We start from the raw sequence: 13,840 nt of genomic DNA on the forward strand, positions 1-13,840 counted from the left end.
ACCCGGGAACGCCCGAGGGCGGCACCCCCAGCCGGAAGCTGGACGTGCCGCCCTCGGTTCGCAGGACAGGCGATCAACCCTCAGGGTCGATCAGAAGTCCATGTCACCGCCCGGCATGCCGCCGCCGGCCGGCGCGGCGGCCTTCTCCGGCTTGTCGGCGATGACGGCCTCGGTGGTGAGGAACAGCGCGGCGATGGAGGCGGCGTTCTGCAGCGCGGAACGGGTCACCTTCGCCGGGTCGATGATGCCCTCGGCGACCAGGTCGACGTACTCGCCGGTCGCGGCGTTGAGGCCGTGGCCCGGGGTGAGGTTGCGGACCTTCTCCACCACGACGCCGCCCTCGAGGCCGGCGTTGACGGCGATCTGCTTCAGCGGGGCCTCCAGGGCGATGCGCACGGCGTTGGCGCCGGTCGCCTCGTCACCCTCGAGCTCCAGCTTCTCGAAGACCTGGGAGGCCTGCAGCAGGGCCACGCCACCACCGGCGACGATGCCCTCCTCGACGGCCGCCTTCGCGTTGCGGACGGCGTCCTCGATGCGGTGCTTGCGCTCCTTGAGCTCCACCTCGGTGGCGGCACCGGCCTTGATGACGGCCACGCCGCCCGCGAGCTTCGCCAGGCGCTCCTGGAGCTTCTCGCGGTCGTAGTCCGAGTCGCTGTTCTCGATCTCGGCGCGGATCTGGTTCACGCGGCCGTTGACCTGCTCGGAGGAGCCGGCACCGTCGACGATGGTGGTCTCGTCCTTGGTGATGACGACCTTGCGGGCGCGGCCCAGGAGGTCCAGGGTCGCGTTCTCCAGCTTGAGGCCGACCTCCTCGGAGATGACCTCGCCGCCCGTGAGGATGGCGATGTCGCCGAGCATGGCCTTGCGGCGGTCGCCGAAGCCCGGGGCCTTGACGGCGACGGACTTGAAGGTGCCGCGGATCTTGTTGACGACCAGGGTCGACAGGGCCTCGCCCTCGACGTCCTCGGCGATGATCAGCAGCGGCTTGCCCGACTGCATGACCTTCTCCAGGAGCGGGAGCAGGTCCTTGACGGAGCCGATCTTGGAGTTCGCGATGAGGATGTACGGGTCCTCGAGCGACGCCTCCATGCGCTCCATGTCGGTGGCGAAGTAGGCGGAGATGTAGCCCTTGTCGAAGCGCATGCCCTCGGTGAGCTCGAGCTCCAGGCCGAAGGTGTTGCTCTCCTCGACGGTGATGACGCCTTCCTTGCCGACCTTGTCCATGGCCTCGGCGATCAGCTCGCCGATCTGGGTGTCGGCGGCGGAGATGGACGCGGTGGAGGCGATCTGCTCCTTGGTCTCGACGTCCTTCGCCTGCTCCAGCAGGGCGGCGGAGACGGCCTCGACGGCCTTCTCGATACCGCGCTTCAGAGCCATCGGGTTGGCGCCGGCGGCGACGTTGCGCAGGCCTTCCTTGACCAGGGCCTGGGCGAGCACGGTCGCGGTGGTCGTACCGTCACCGGCGACGTCGTCCGTCTTCTTGGCGACTTCCTTGACCAGCTCGGCGCCGATCTTCTCGTACGGGTCCTCGAGCTCGATCTCCTTGGCGATGGAGACACCATCGTTGGTGATCGTGGGGGCGCCCCACTTCTTCTCGAGGACGACGTTGCGGCCCTTGGGGCCGAGCGTCACCTTCACGGCGTCCGCGAGCTGGTTCATGCCGCGCTCGAGGCCGCGCCGCGCCTCCTCGTCGAACGCGATGATCTTGGCCATGTGAAGTGGTCCCTCCAGGACTGGGGGTGATTCCTTCGGACCGCGCCCGCGCCCGCGACGGACGGCTCGCCGGCCTCGTGATCCCTTGCACCACACGGCCCGCGGGCCTCACCGACCCGGTCCTTCGCTGTCACTCTCACCTTCAGAGTGCTAACGCCAATGATTAGCACTCGGCATGGTCGAGTGCAAGCGCCCGGCGGGGTACGGCGTCCCCGTCAGCCACCCGCGAACAGAGCCGTCCGGGTACGGCGAAGGGCCCGCACCCTCTGCGAGGTGCGGGCCCTTCGGACAAGAAACGTTCAGGCGGTGACGCGAACCATGTCGGCCTGCGGGCCCTTCTGGCCCTGCGAGATCTCGAACTCGACCCGCTGGCCCTCTTCCAGGGTGCGGTAGCCGTCCATCTGAATGGCGCTGTAGTGGACGAAGACGTCCGCACCACCGTCGACCGCGATGAAGCCGTACCCCTTCTCCGCGTTGAACCACTTGACGGTGCCCTGAGCCATGCCTAACTCCCCTATTACTGGCCCTTGCACAGATCCACACTTCGCGGACCCGGGTCAGACCTCACCCCCCATTGGTCGGGGGCGTGCGCCGGAACGCGTCGACCGCGGCTGAATGTATCTGTCCAACTGCCGTCTGCAACAGGTCAATCGGACGAGAATTCTGGACGCGAGGGGTCAGGAATCTGGGGAGAATTCACCCGGATTCGGGGCAAGTCGGGCTCCATAAAAGCCGCAAAAGCCACAGAGAACCCGCACACTTTGGCTACTTCTTGTCGGGGCGCGCGGCATGTTTTCCGGGCCCGCGACCCGGGGGTCCCGGCCGTGTTCCCCAACTCTACCGCGCTCAATCACACAGAATTGCCCCCTCCGCTTCTCTCACGGAGAGGGCAATCCGACAGACACTCGGTAATCGACGTTACCGAAGGTAATGAGCGGACATATGGACGGCTCAGCCGCCCGCGACCGCCGGAATGATCGACACGCCGGCGCCGTCCGGGGTCACCGTCTCCAGGCCCTGCTCGAAACGGACGTCGTCGTCGTTGACGTACACGTTCACGAAGCGGCGCAGCTTGCCCTGGTCGTCCAGCACGCGCGCGGCGATGCCCGTGTGGTTCTTCTCCAGGTCGGCGATGACCTCGGCGAGCGTCGCGCCCTCGGCGGCGACCTCGGCCTGCCCGCCGGTGTAGGTGCGCAGGATGGTGGGGATGCGAACGGTCACGCTCATGCGGTCGGACCTCCGGTCGGGTTCACGGGTGCGGCGGGGCGGTGCCCCAGGGGGGCGGGGCTGTGACGAGTGTGCGGCTGCCGCCGCGCGGGCGCGACCGGCCCCCACCGGCCGGCGGGGTGTGTGCGGCCTCCCGGCGCGGCGCCCGTCATGCGAGGCCGGCCTCTCGGAAGGAGTCCAGGGTGGGGCGGATCGTGGCGGTCAGGCCGGTCCCGGCCACCGCGTCCAGGGTCTTCAGGCCGTCGCCGGTGTTGAGGACGACCGTGGTCTTCGCCGGGTCCAGCAGGCCCGCCTCGAGCAGCTTGCGGGTGACGCCGACGGTCACCCCGCCGGCCGTCTCCGCGAAGACGCCCTCGGTGCGGGCCAGCAGCTTGATGGCGTCCACGATCTCGGCGTCCGTCACGTCCTCCACGGCACCGCCGGTGCGGCGGGCGATGTCCAGGACGTACGGACCGTCGGCCGGGTTGCCGATGGCCAGGGACTTGGCGATGGTGTCCGGCTTCTGCGGGCGGACCACGTCGTGGCCGGCCTTGAAGGCGGTGGACACCGGGGAGCAGCCCTCGGCCTGCGCGCCGAAGATCTTGTAGGGCCTGTCCTCGACCAGCCCCAGCCTGATCAGCTCCTGGAGCCCCTTGTCGATCTTCGTGAGCTGGGAGCCGGAGGCGATCGGGACGACCAGCTGGTCGGGCAGGCGCCAGCCCAGCTGCTCGGCGATCTCGTACGCGAGGGTCTTGGAGCCCTCCGCGTAGTACGGCCGCAGGTTGACGTTGACGAAGCCCCAGCCCTCGCCGGCCGGGTCGCCGATCAGCTCGGAGCAGAAGCGGTTCACGTCGTCGTAGTTGCCGTCGATGCCGACCAGCTCACCGCCGTAGACCGCGGCCATGACGACCTTGCCCTGCTCCAGGTCGTGCGGGATGAACACGCAGGAGCGGAAGCCGGCCCGGGCGGCGGCGGCGCCGACGGCACCGGCCAGGTTGCCGGTGGAGGAGCAGGAGAGGGTGGTGAAGCCGAAGGCGCGGGCGGCCTCCAGGGCCTGGGCGACGACCCGGTCCTTGAAGGAGTGGGTCGGGTTGCCGGAGTCGTCCTTCACGTAGAGCCCGCCGGTCACGCCCAGCTCGCGCGCCAGGTTGTCGGCCTTGACGAGCTTGGTCCAGCCGGGGTTCAGGTTGGGCTTGCCGGCGACGTCCGCGGGCACCGGCAGCAGCGGCGCGTACCGCCAGATGTTCGCGGGACCGGCCTCGATGCGACGGCGCAGTTCCTCGGTGTCGTAGGCGGAGAAGTCGTAGGCGATCTCGAGCGGGCCGAAGCACTCCTCGCAGGCGAAGACCGGGCCGAGCGGCACCCGGTGGCCGCACTCGCGACAGCTCAGTGCCGCGGCGGGGCCGAGGTCGACGGTGGATTCGCTGGAGGTTGCAACTGTCTGCACAGCCATGTGAGGCGAGGCCCTTTCTCCTCATCTTCCTCACGACGCATCTCGCCGTGAGACGGATTTGGCACCTTCCCTAGCCGGGAGCCTCGCTGTGAAAGACGAGAATCGGCTGGAGGGTTGCCGGGGCTTCATCGGGCCGTGTCCCTCTGCCCCTCTGGATGAGCGGTATGCGGTTGTGAACGCCGGCCGACCCCCGACATGCGATGGTCATCGGCGTTGTTCAAGACTGTAACCGAAGGCCAGGACAGTTGAGATAGTCGTCCGAACCGCGAGATGGATCACACGGTGGCGTGTGGTCGTGACAGTGAGGAGCCGCCGACCGTGCTGGAAGAAGTCGAGCGCTGGCTGAGCACCCGCTCCTGGTCCGTGGCCGACCGCCCGCTGCACCAGGTGCTGGCCGCCAAGCAGCGCACCGGCCAGACGATCAGCGTCGTCCTGCCCGCCCTCAACGAGGAGGAGACCGTCGGCGACATCGTCGCGGTCATCCGGCACGACCTCGTGGAGCGGGTGCCGCTCGTCGACGAGGTCGTGGTCGTCGACTCCGGCTCCACCGACCGCACCTCCGAGGTCGCCGCCCGCGCCGGCGCCCGGGTCGTGCACCGCGACGACATCCTGCCGCGCATCCCCGCCGTCCCCGGCAAGGGCGAGGTGCTGTGGCGCTCGCTGCTGGTGACCGGCGGGGACATCGTCTGTTTCATCGACGCGGACCTGAGGGAGTTCTCCTCCGACTTCGTCACCGGGATCGTCGGCCCGCTGCTCACCGACCCGGACGTCGACCTGGTCAAGGGCATGTACGACCGCCCGCTCGCCGGCGGTGCCGGGCAGGGCGGCCGGGTCACCGAGCTCATGGCCCGTCCGCTGCTGAACATGCACTGGCCGCAGCTGGCCGGGTTCGTGCAGCCGCTGGGCGGCGAGTACGCGGCCCGCCGCTCCCTGCTGGAGCAGCTGCCGTTCCCCGTGGGCTACGGCGTGGAGCTGGGCATGCTGGTCGACGCGCTGCACCTGGTGGGCCTGGACGCGCTGGCCCAGGTCGACGTGGGCGTGCGCAAGCACCGGCACCAGGACGGGCAGGCACTCGGGAGGATGGCGGCGGCGATCTACCGCACGGCCCAGCTGCGGCTCGCGCGCGGGCACCTCGTCCGGCCCTCCCTCACCCAGTTCGAGCGGGGGCAGGACGGGTTCGAGCCGCGTACCTACTCGGTGGACACCGAGGAACGGCCGCCCATGGTGGAGATCGCGGAGTACGCCGAACGGAAGGTGGCGTGAACGTGCCGTATACGGTCCTTCCGCCTGGCGAGCCCTACGTTTGAGGGTTTGGGGGCCGGGCTAGGTTGAGGCGTATGGCTTTCACGCGTGCTGCTGGTGACAAGGCTCAGGTGCTGGTCGCGTCGAATCGCGGCCCGGTCTCCTATCAGGTGGGCGAGGGCGGTGCGCTGCACGCCAGACGGGGCGGCGGCGGCCTGGTCTCGGGGCTGTCCGCCATCGGCTCGGACGCGGGCTCGGTCTGGGTCTGCGCCGCGCTCGGCGACGGCGACCGGGCGGCGGTGCGGCGCGCGGACGGCGGGCTGCTGCCGGCCGAGGACACCGGCGGGCAGCGGGTGCGGATGCTCGACATCGACGCGACCGTGCACGCCGAGGCGTACAACGGGATCGCCAACTCGGTGCTGTGGTTCGTCCACCACATGCTGTACCAGACCCCGCTGGAGCCGGTCTTCGACGCGGAGTTCCGCCGGCAGTGGGGGTCGTACGAGGCCTACAACCGGGCGTTCGCCGAGGCGCTGGCGGAGGAGGCCGCCGAGGGCGCGGCGGTGCTGATCCAGGACTACCACCTGGCCCTCGCCCCCCGGATGCTCCGCCGGCTCCGTCCCGACCTGCGCATCGGCCACTTCTCGCACACCCCGTGGGCGCCGCCGGACTACTTCCGCGTCCTGCCCGACGACATCGCGGCCGAGCTGCTCGGCGGGATCCTCGGTGCCGACCGGGCGGCGTTCCTGACCCGGCGGTGGGCGGACGCGTTCACCGACTGCTGTCACGCGGTGCTCGGGCCCGGCATCCCGTCCGGCACCCGGATCGGGGTGCACGGGCTCGGCGCGGACGCCGACTTCCTGCGCGAGCGGGCGCACCGGCCGGACGTGGACGAGCGGATGGCGGCGCTGCGGGAGGAGATCGGGGAGGGCCGCAGGACGATCGTCCGGGTGGACCGCACCGAGCTATCCAAGAACATCGTGCGCGGGCTGCTGGCGTACCGGCAGCTGCTGGAGGACCACCCCGAGTGGCGGGAGAAGGTCGTCCACGTGGCCTTCGCCTACCCGTCCCGGCAGGACCTCGCCGTGTACCGCGACTACACCGCCGAGGTGCGGCGGGTCGCGGACGAGATCAACGAGCGGTACGGCACGGCGGGCTGGACGCCGGTCGTGCTGCACGTGAAGGACGACTTCGCCCGCTCCCTGGCCGCGTACCGGCTGGCCGACGTGGCCCTGGTGAACCCCATCCGCGACGGCATGAACCTGGTCGCCAAGGAGGTCCCGGTCGTCTCCGACGCGGGCTGCGCGCTGGTGCTGTCGCGGGAGGCGGGGGCCTACGAGGAGCTGGGCGAGGACGCGTTCACGGTGAATCCGTACGACATCGACGGGACGGCCCGGGCCCTGCACGAGGCGCTGACCCTGCCGGCCGGCGAACGGGCGGAGCGCTCGAAGCGGCTCGCGGCCGCGGCGACCGCGCTGCCGCCGGCCCGGTGGTTCCTGGACCAGCTGGAGGCGCTGACCTCTCAGCCGAGCTGAGCGGCCAGTGTCCTGAGCAGGTCCACGACCCCCTCCGGGCCGTCCACCACCAGGTCGGCGCGTTCCGCCAGTTCCGTGACCTCGCTGCTGCCGCTGCACACCAGCAGGCCGGGGGTGCCCTCGGCGCGGAGTTCCTCGACGGCGGCGAAGGCGGGCAGGTCGCCGAGGTCGTCGCCGGCGTAGACGACGCTGCCGGCCTTCAGGGCGCGGGCGTGGTCGAGGAGGGCCACGCCCTTGTCCATGCCGGGCGGGCGCAGCTCCAGGACCATGCGGCCGGGCTCCACGATCAGGCCGTGCCGGGCGGCGAGGTCGGCGAGGGGGGTGCGCAGGGCGTCGAACGCGGCCTGCGGGTCGGCGGCACGGCGGGTGTGCACCGCGAGCGCCCGGCCCTTCTCCTCGATCCACGTGCCCTCGCCGGCGCCGGCGCGCCGGAGCACCCCGGGCAGCTCGGCGCGGACGGCGGCCACTCCGGGGTGCGGGGGCGGCGCGGTGACCTCGCCGGTGGCCGCGTCCCAGCGTTCGGCGCCGTAGTGGCCGAGGACGGTGAGGTGCTCCAGGCCGGGGGCGTCGGCGAAGCCGCCGTAGCGGACCGCGACCTCGGGCGGGCGGCCGGTGATCACGGCGACGGAGGCCACCCGGGGCGCGAGCGCGGCCAGCGCGGGTACGGCGCCGGGGTGCGCGCGGGCCTGCTCGGGGTCGGCGACGATGGGGGCGAGCGTGCCGTCGAAGTCGAGGCCTACGAGCGCGGCGCGGGGCTCGGCCAGCAGTGCGTCGAGTCCGTCCCGGCCGGCTCGGGTGCGCGGGGTCGGCAGGGAGTACCGGGGATCCGTGGTGTGGGTGCCCATACGGCGACCCTATCCAGGAGGGGCCCGGTCCACTCCTCAGCGCTCCGCGCGGCGGGCCTCGCGTACGCGGCGCAGGCGGTGGACCGTGACGGGGTCGTGGGCGAGGGCGCGCTCGTCGTCCAAAAGGGCGTTGAGCAGCTGGTAGTAGCGGACGGGGGTCAGGTCGAGTTCCTCGCGGATGGCCCGTTCCTTCGCGCCGGGGCCGGGGAAGGTCCGGCGCTCCAGCGCGAGGATGGCTTTTTCGCGGGTGCCCAGTTCCATGCCCGCCACGGTAGCGGCGGGCACGGACAACGGGTCGGTCTACTCGGCGTGGGTGCTGTCGGCCGCCGTGGCCGACGACTGCAGGCGGGTCAGGACGCCGGCGGGGCTGCCGCCGGGGGCGACGGCCTGGCCGATGTTCTGCTTGACGGCCGCGCTGATCGCCGCCCAGGAGGTCTTGCCGACGGGGTACAGCTCGGAGGTGGGCAGCTGCTCCAGGAAGGGGCGCAGGGCCTTGTCGCGGGACGCGTTCGACGCGTCCATCGTGTTGGAGGCGGAGCCGGTGACCGGCAGCAGCCCGTACTCCCGGGAGAAGTCGAGGACGTTCTTCTCGGTGTAGACGAAGTCGAGGAAGTCGCCGATCTGGTCGGCGTGGCCGTTCTGCTTGAAGCCCATCATCCAGTCGGCGACGCCCATGGAGGCCCTGGCCTTGCCGGTGCGGCCCGGCATCGGCACCATGCCGAACTTCACGCCCTTCTTGGACGCCTGCTGGATCAGCGTGGGGTGGCCGTTGAGCATGCCGACCTGGCCGTCGGCGAACGCGGCGAAGGCGTCGGCGCGGTTGAGCTTGCCGGGGGCGACCGGGCCGGTCAGGCCCTTGCCGACCAGCTCGTCCTTGAGCCAGGTGAAGGTCTCCACGTTCGCCGCGGAGTCGATGGTGTACGTGCCGATCTCGTCGGTGTAGCCGCTGCCGCCGCTGAGCAGCCACTGCATGGTCTCGGCCTGGGCCTCCTCCGGCCCGAGCGGCAGGGCGTACGGGTACTTCACGCCCTTGTCCTTCAGGGCCCGCGCGTCGGCGGCGAGGTCGTCCCAGCTGGTGGGCGGGGTGATGCCGGCCTTGGCGAAGAGGGTCTTGTTGTAGAAGAGCACCCGGGTGGAGGCGGCGAACGGGATGCCGTACTGGGTGTGCTTCCACTGGCCGGCGTCGGAGAGCTGGGAGAGCAGGTCGGCCTGGGTGCGGATGGAGAGCAGGTCCGAGGCCGGGTAGAGCTTGCCCGCGGCGGCGTAGTCGGCGTAGGCGCCGATCTGGGCCATGTCGGGGGCGTGGCCGGCGTCGACCATCTCCTTGACCTTGCGGTCGACGTCGTTCCAGGAGTAGACGCTGACCTCGACCTTCACGCCCGAGTGCTGCTTCTCGTACTCCTTGGCCAGGGCGTCCCAGTACTTCTCGGAGCTGTTCGCGGGCGAGTCGCCGTAGTCGGCCGCGACCAGTCTGAGGGTGACATCGGAGGAGCCCGTGCTCCCGCAGCCGCCGAGCACCGCCGTCATGCCCAGTGCGGACACCACCGCGATCGTTCCTGCCGTTCGCCGACGCACCCTGAAAACCCCAACCCTGCTGTCTGACCGTTCAACATATGGACACATAAGGTCTACACCACGTGAGTGGACTAGACCTCTCGCGGGTGGGAGGGTCACACTAGGCGCGTGGTGAGACATGTCATCGCCCTCGACGTGGGCGGTACCGGGATGAAGGCCGCCCTCGTCGGCGACGACGGCGCACTGCTCCACCGCGCCCGCCGTGCCACCGGCCGCGCCCGCGGCCCCGAGGCCGTGCTCGCGGGCATCCTCGACTTCGCCGCCGAACTGCACGCCCACGGCGTCGAGCGGTACGGCGAGAGCGCCGGCGCGGCCGGCATCGCCGTCCCCGGCATCGTCGACGAACACACCGGCACCGCCGTCTACGCCGCCAACCTCGGCTGGCGCGACGTCCCCCTGCGCGACCTGCTCGCCGACCGGCTCCGGGTGCCCGTCGCCCTCGGCCACGACGTGCGCACCGGCGGCCTCGCCGAGGGCCGGATCGGCGCCGGCCGCGGCGCGGACCGGTTCCTGTTCGTGCCGCTGGGCACCGGGATCGCCGGCGCCATCGGCATCGACGGGCGGGTGGAGGCCGGGGCACACGGGTTCGCGGGCGAGATCGGCCACATCGTCGTGCGGCCCGGCGGCGCCCCCTGCCCGTGCGGGCAGCGCGGCTGCCTGGAGCGGTACGCCTCCGCGTCCGCCGTCAGCGAGGCCTGGGCGACGGCCTGCGGCGACCCGGACGCGGACGCCGCGGACTGCGCGCGAGCCGTCGCGTCCGGCGACCCGGACGCCGTCCGGGTGTGGCACGCGGCGGTCGACGCGCTCGCCGACGGACTGGTCACCGCCCTCACCCTGCTGGACCCCGGCACGCTGATCATCGGTGGCGGGCTGGCCGAGGCGGGGGACGTGTTGTTCCGGCCCCTGCGGGACGCCGTCCGGCGCCGGGTCACCTTCCAGAAACTGCCGGCCATCGTGCCCGCCGCGCTGGGCGACACCGCCGGCTGCCTGGGCGCGGGACTGCTCGCGCAGGACCTGCTGACAGCCACTCCTACGACTCCGGAGGTAAGCACCTGATGGCAACCGAGCGGGAATCCCTGCTGCTCACCGGCGCGAACGTGGTGCTCCCCACCGGAACGGTGCCCAACGGCCAGGTGGCCGTCGACGGCAAGCGCATCGCCGGCACCGCACCGGCCGGCGCCGAGGTCGTCGACGTCACCGGCCACTGGCTGGTCCCCGGCTTCGTCGACCTCCACAACCACGGCGGAGGCGGAGCCTCCTTCTCCGGCACGGCGGACGACATCCTCAAGGCCGTCCGCACCCACCGCGCGCACGGCACCACCACCCTCGTCGCCTCCACCGTCACCGACGAGATGGACCTGCTGGTCGGCCAGGCCGGCCTGCTCAGCGAGCTGGCCGAGCAGGGCGACATCGCGGGCATCCACTTCGAGGGACCGTTCATCTCCCCGTGCCGCAAGGGCGCGCACTCCGAGGCCCTGCTGCGCCACCCGGACCCGGCCGAGGTCCGCAAGCTGATCGACGCCGCGCGCGGCAAGGCGACGATGGTCACCCTCGCCGCCGAACTGCCCGGCGGCATCGACTCCGTACGGCTGCTCGCCGAGCACGGCGTCATCGCGGCGATCGGGCACACGGACGCCAGCTACGAGCAGACGGCCGAGGCGATCGACGCGGGAGCCACGGTCGCCACCCACCTCTTCAACGCCATGCCCGCGCTGAACCACCGTGCGCCCGGCCCGATCGCCGCCCTGCTGGAGGACGAGCGGGTCACGGTCGAGCTGATCAACGACGGCGTCCACCTGCACCCGGCCGCCCTGGAGCTGGCGTTCCGTCACGCGGGCGCGGACCGGGTCGCCTTCATCACCGACGCGATGGACGCGGCCGGCGCCGGCGACGGCCGCTACCTGCTCGGCCCGCTGGAGGTCGAGGTCAGCGAGGGCGTCGCCCGGCTGGCCGAGGGCGGTTCCATCGCCGGCTCCACGCTCACCCTGGACCGCGCCCTCCAGCGGGCGGTGACCGTCGACAAGCTCCCGGTGGAGGACGCCGTACGGGCCCTCTCCGCCACCCCGGCCCGCCTGCTCGGCCTGTCCGACCGCATCGGCTCCCTGGAGCCCGGCAAGGACGCCGACCTGGTCCTGCTGGACGCCGACTTCGCACTCAAGGGCGTGATGCGGCAGGGCGAATGGGTGGTAGCGCCCCAACTGCCCTGATCCGTACCGGCGTCGACGAGACGGTGGCCGGCCCGGGCTCTGGGCCGACCGCCGTCTCTTTGGCATGATCGTGGCCCCGGAAACCGAGACAGGCACGGCAACTTCGAGGGAGGTCGGCCCGGGTGATCCTCACGGTCACGCTGAACACCGCTCTCGACATCACCTACCGCGTGCCGTCGCTGCGGCCGCACGCCTCGCACCGGGTCTCGGAGGTCGCCCAACGGCCGGGCGGCAAGGGCGTGAACGTGGCGCGGGTGCTGGCCGCGCTGGGGCACGAGGTGACGGTCACCGGGTTCGCGGGCGGCGGCACCGGCCGGGAGGTGCACGAGCGGCTGGCGGGCACGCCCGGTCTGACGGACGCGCTGGTGCCGGTCGCCGGGGCGACCCGGCGCACGATAGCCGTGGTCGACGAAGTGTCGGGCGACACCACCCAGCTGAACGAGCCGGGCCCGCAGATCACCCCGGGCGAGTGGGGCACCTTCCTGGACCGGTACGGCGAACTGCTGGCCGGCGCCTCGGCGGTGGCCCTGTGCGGCAGCCTGCCGCCGGGGGTGCCGGTGGGGGCGTACGCCACCCTGGTCCGCGCCGCCCGCTCGGCCGGCGTCCCGGTGCTGCTGGACACCAGCGGCGAGCCGCTGCGCCGCGGGGTCGCGGCCCGGCCCGACATCATCAAGCCCAACGCGGACGAACTGGCCGAACTCACCGGCTCCCACGAGCCGTTGCGCGCCACCCAGGACGCCCGCCGGCGCGGCGCCCACACGGTCGTCGCCTCCCTCGGCGCGGACGGCCTGCTCGCCCTCACCCCCGAGGGCCGCTGGCGCGCCGCCCCACCCGCCCGCGTCCACGGCAACCCGACCGGCGCCGGCGACTCGGCGGTGGCCGGCCTGCTGTCGGGCCTGCTGGACCGGGTCCCCTGGCCGGACCGCCTCGCCCGCGCGACCGCCCTGGCGACGGCGACGGTACGGTCTTCGGTGGCGGGCGAGTTCGATCCAGGGGCCTACGAGAAGCTGCTGGAGCGCGTGTCGGTGGCGGCGGCATGACCGTGCTCTGAGTCCCCGCACATCGCCACCGGCTGCGGCGCCGGCACCTCAGCCGCTGGAGTTGACCCAGCCCTTCACCAGCCACATCTGGTCGATCAGGGCGTCGCACTGGTTGCCCTGCTCGCAGGAGAGCTTGATGGTGTTCGTTCCCTTGTCGAGCTGGACCCAGCTGTAGGTCTTCGTCCAGCCCTGCTTGTAGTCGCCCTCCGCGGCGTGCGACCAGTTCTTCAGCCCGACGGGCGTGTTGGACGCCGTGCCGTTGATCGTGAGGGTGGCGGTGGCGTCCTTGCCGGGGACGCTGTACCCGACGAAGACGCTGTACTTGCCGGCCTCGGGGATGCCGTTCACGCTCCAGGTGAGCGAGGAACCGGTCTGGTTGAAGCCCGCCACATAGGCGCCGCCGGCCGCCTTCGCGCCCGGTACGTCCGTGGCCTTGGTCGCGCCGCCGGCCAGCTGGAGGGCGGTCGCGTCCGACTTCGGCAGCTCTCCCGGCGCCGCGGAACCGCTCCCCGAAGGGCTCGGATCGGTGCTCCGGGAATGAGTCGGGGTCGGCTGGGCCTGGTTGCCGGAGTCGTCGTCCGTGTTGCCGTTGATCATCGCGATGCCGATGCCGATGACGACCGCGGCGACCACCGCGATCGCGCCGATCAGCAGACCCTTGGTGTTGGGGCCGCGGCGGCCGGACGCGGGGGGCGCGGAGCGGCGGGAGGACGGGGCGCCGCCGGGAAGGGTCTCCGGCGCCTGGTAGTGGGCGTTGGGCTGGCCGTAGGCACCCTGCTGCGGCGGAGCGGTCGGCTGCGCACCGTACGGAGCCCGCTGCGCGCCGTAGCTGCGCTCGCCGACGCTCCGCACCCTGCTGACCGAGTTCGGGTAGCCGTAGCCGCCGGACGGCGGCTGGGCTCCCCGTGCCTGGCCATCTGCGTACAGGTAGCCGAACGGGTCGTCGTCCTCGGGCGTGCTCGCGCCGTTGTCGCCGGGCGTCATCCCTTGGTACTCCTCAACAGGTGCGGGCGGATGCGGTAGG

The 13,840-nt window shown here is 71.9% G+C and carries 13 protein-coding genes and 1 riboswitch; of the genes, 5 read left to right on the forward strand and 8 right to left on the reverse strand.

The genetic code is table 11. The annotated features are described in order from the left end of the window. Positions 1-90: 90 nt before the first annotated feature. From groL to thrC, 4 genes are all read right to left on the reverse strand, one after another. Complete coding sequence (gene groL, locus ACZ4VF_RS24380; RefSeq protein ID WP_031170937.1) at positions 91-1,713, reverse strand: chaperonin GroEL; 1,623 nt, start codon at positions 1,711-1,713, stop codon at positions 91-93. A 299-nt stretch (positions 1,714-2,012) separates the two neighbouring features. Continuing rightward, the gene (locus ACZ4VF_RS24385) at positions 2,013-2,216 is read right to left on the reverse strand and encodes a cold-shock protein (protein ID WP_004986573.1); all 204 of its coding nucleotides are present in this window, start codon (positions 2,214-2,216) and stop codon (positions 2,013-2,015) included. Between the two features lie 448 nt (positions 2,217-2,664). After that, positions 2,665-2,940 carry a MoaD/ThiS family protein gene (locus ACZ4VF_RS24390; RefSeq protein WP_356146308.1) on the reverse strand — a complete coding sequence of 92 codons (276 nt, stop codon included), beginning with the start codon at positions 2,938-2,940 and terminating at the stop codon, positions 2,665-2,667. Between the two features lie 148 nt (positions 2,941-3,088). Next, positions 3,089-4,372: a threonine synthase gene (thrC, locus tag ACZ4VF_RS24395; protein WP_467928496.1), complete on the reverse strand. Its 1,284-nt coding sequence runs from the start codon at positions 4,370-4,372 to the stop codon at positions 3,089-3,091. An 18-nt stretch (positions 4,373-4,390) separates the two neighbouring features. Further along, positions 4,391-4,534, reverse strand: a riboswitch (SAM riboswitch). A gap of 156 nt (positions 4,535-4,690) precedes the next feature. Here thrC and ACZ4VF_RS24400 point away from each other — a divergent pair. Together ACZ4VF_RS24400 and ACZ4VF_RS24405 are read left to right on the forward strand one after the other, a co-directional pair. Next, complete coding sequence (locus ACZ4VF_RS24400; protein WP_467928497.1) at positions 4,691-5,635, forward strand: glucosyl-3-phosphoglycerate synthase; 945 nt, start codon at positions 4,691-4,693, stop codon at positions 5,633-5,635. 74 nt (positions 5,636-5,709) lie between these two features. Continuing rightward, positions 5,710-7,149: an alpha,alpha-trehalose-phosphate synthase (UDP-forming) gene (locus ACZ4VF_RS24405; protein WP_467928498.1), complete on the forward strand. Its 1,440-nt coding sequence runs from the start codon at positions 5,710-5,712 to the stop codon at positions 7,147-7,149. On the opposite strand, the gene otsB is transcribed toward ACZ4VF_RS24405, so the two are convergent. Genes otsB through ACZ4VF_RS24420 form a run of 3 tightly spaced genes read right to left on the reverse strand, consistent with a single transcriptional unit; the run spans position 7,137 to position 9,569 of the window. Beyond that, complete coding sequence (gene otsB, locus ACZ4VF_RS24410; RefSeq protein WP_467928500.1) at positions 7,137-7,994, reverse strand: trehalose-phosphatase; 858 nt, start codon at positions 7,992-7,994, stop codon at positions 7,137-7,139. The genes ACZ4VF_RS24405 and otsB overlap by 13 nt on opposite strands. A 36-nt stretch (positions 7,995-8,030) precedes the next feature. Continuing rightward, the gene (locus tag ACZ4VF_RS24415) at positions 8,031-8,255 is read right to left on the reverse strand and encodes a DUF3263 domain-containing protein (protein WP_467928501.1); all 225 of its coding nucleotides are present in this window, start codon (positions 8,253-8,255) and stop codon (positions 8,031-8,033) included. Positions 8,256-8,294: 39 nt separating this feature from the next. After that, a complete protein-coding gene (locus ACZ4VF_RS24420; protein ID WP_467928502.1) occupies positions 8,295-9,569 on the reverse strand; it encodes an ABC transporter substrate-binding protein in 1,275 nt (424 codons plus the stop codon). Between the two features lie 111 nt (positions 9,570-9,680). Between ACZ4VF_RS24420 and ACZ4VF_RS24425 the strand changes: the two genes are divergently transcribed. The 3 genes from ACZ4VF_RS24425 (at position 9,681) to ACZ4VF_RS24435 (ending at position 12,816) form a co-directional block, all read left to right on the forward strand. Beyond that, positions 9,681-10,625: an ROK family protein gene (locus ACZ4VF_RS24425; RefSeq protein ID WP_467928643.1), complete on the forward strand. Its 945-nt coding sequence runs from the start codon at positions 9,681-9,683 to the stop codon at positions 10,623-10,625. Next, positions 10,625-11,776 carry an N-acetylglucosamine-6-phosphate deacetylase gene (gene nagA, locus ACZ4VF_RS24430; protein ID WP_467928504.1) on the forward strand — a complete coding sequence of 384 codons (1,152 nt, stop codon included), beginning with the start codon at positions 10,625-10,627 and terminating at the stop codon, positions 11,774-11,776. The genes ACZ4VF_RS24425 and nagA overlap by 1 nt, the downstream gene beginning before the upstream one ends. A 122-nt stretch (positions 11,777-11,898) precedes the next feature. Beyond that, on the forward strand, positions 11,899-12,816 hold the full coding sequence (locus tag ACZ4VF_RS24435) for a 1-phosphofructokinase family hexose kinase (protein WP_467928505.1): 918 nt from the start codon (positions 11,899-11,901) through the stop codon (positions 12,814-12,816). Between the two features lie 48 nt (positions 12,817-12,864). Here ACZ4VF_RS24435 and ACZ4VF_RS24440 read toward each other — a convergent pair whose 3' ends face one another. Beyond that, the gene (locus ACZ4VF_RS24440) at positions 12,865-13,800 is read right to left on the reverse strand and encodes a CBM35 domain-containing protein (protein ID WP_467928506.1); all 936 of its coding nucleotides are present in this window, start codon (positions 13,798-13,800) and stop codon (positions 12,865-12,867) included. Positions 13,801-13,840: the final 40 nt, after the last annotated feature.

This window comes from Streptomyces sp. NPDC029151, from assembly GCF_055564315.1.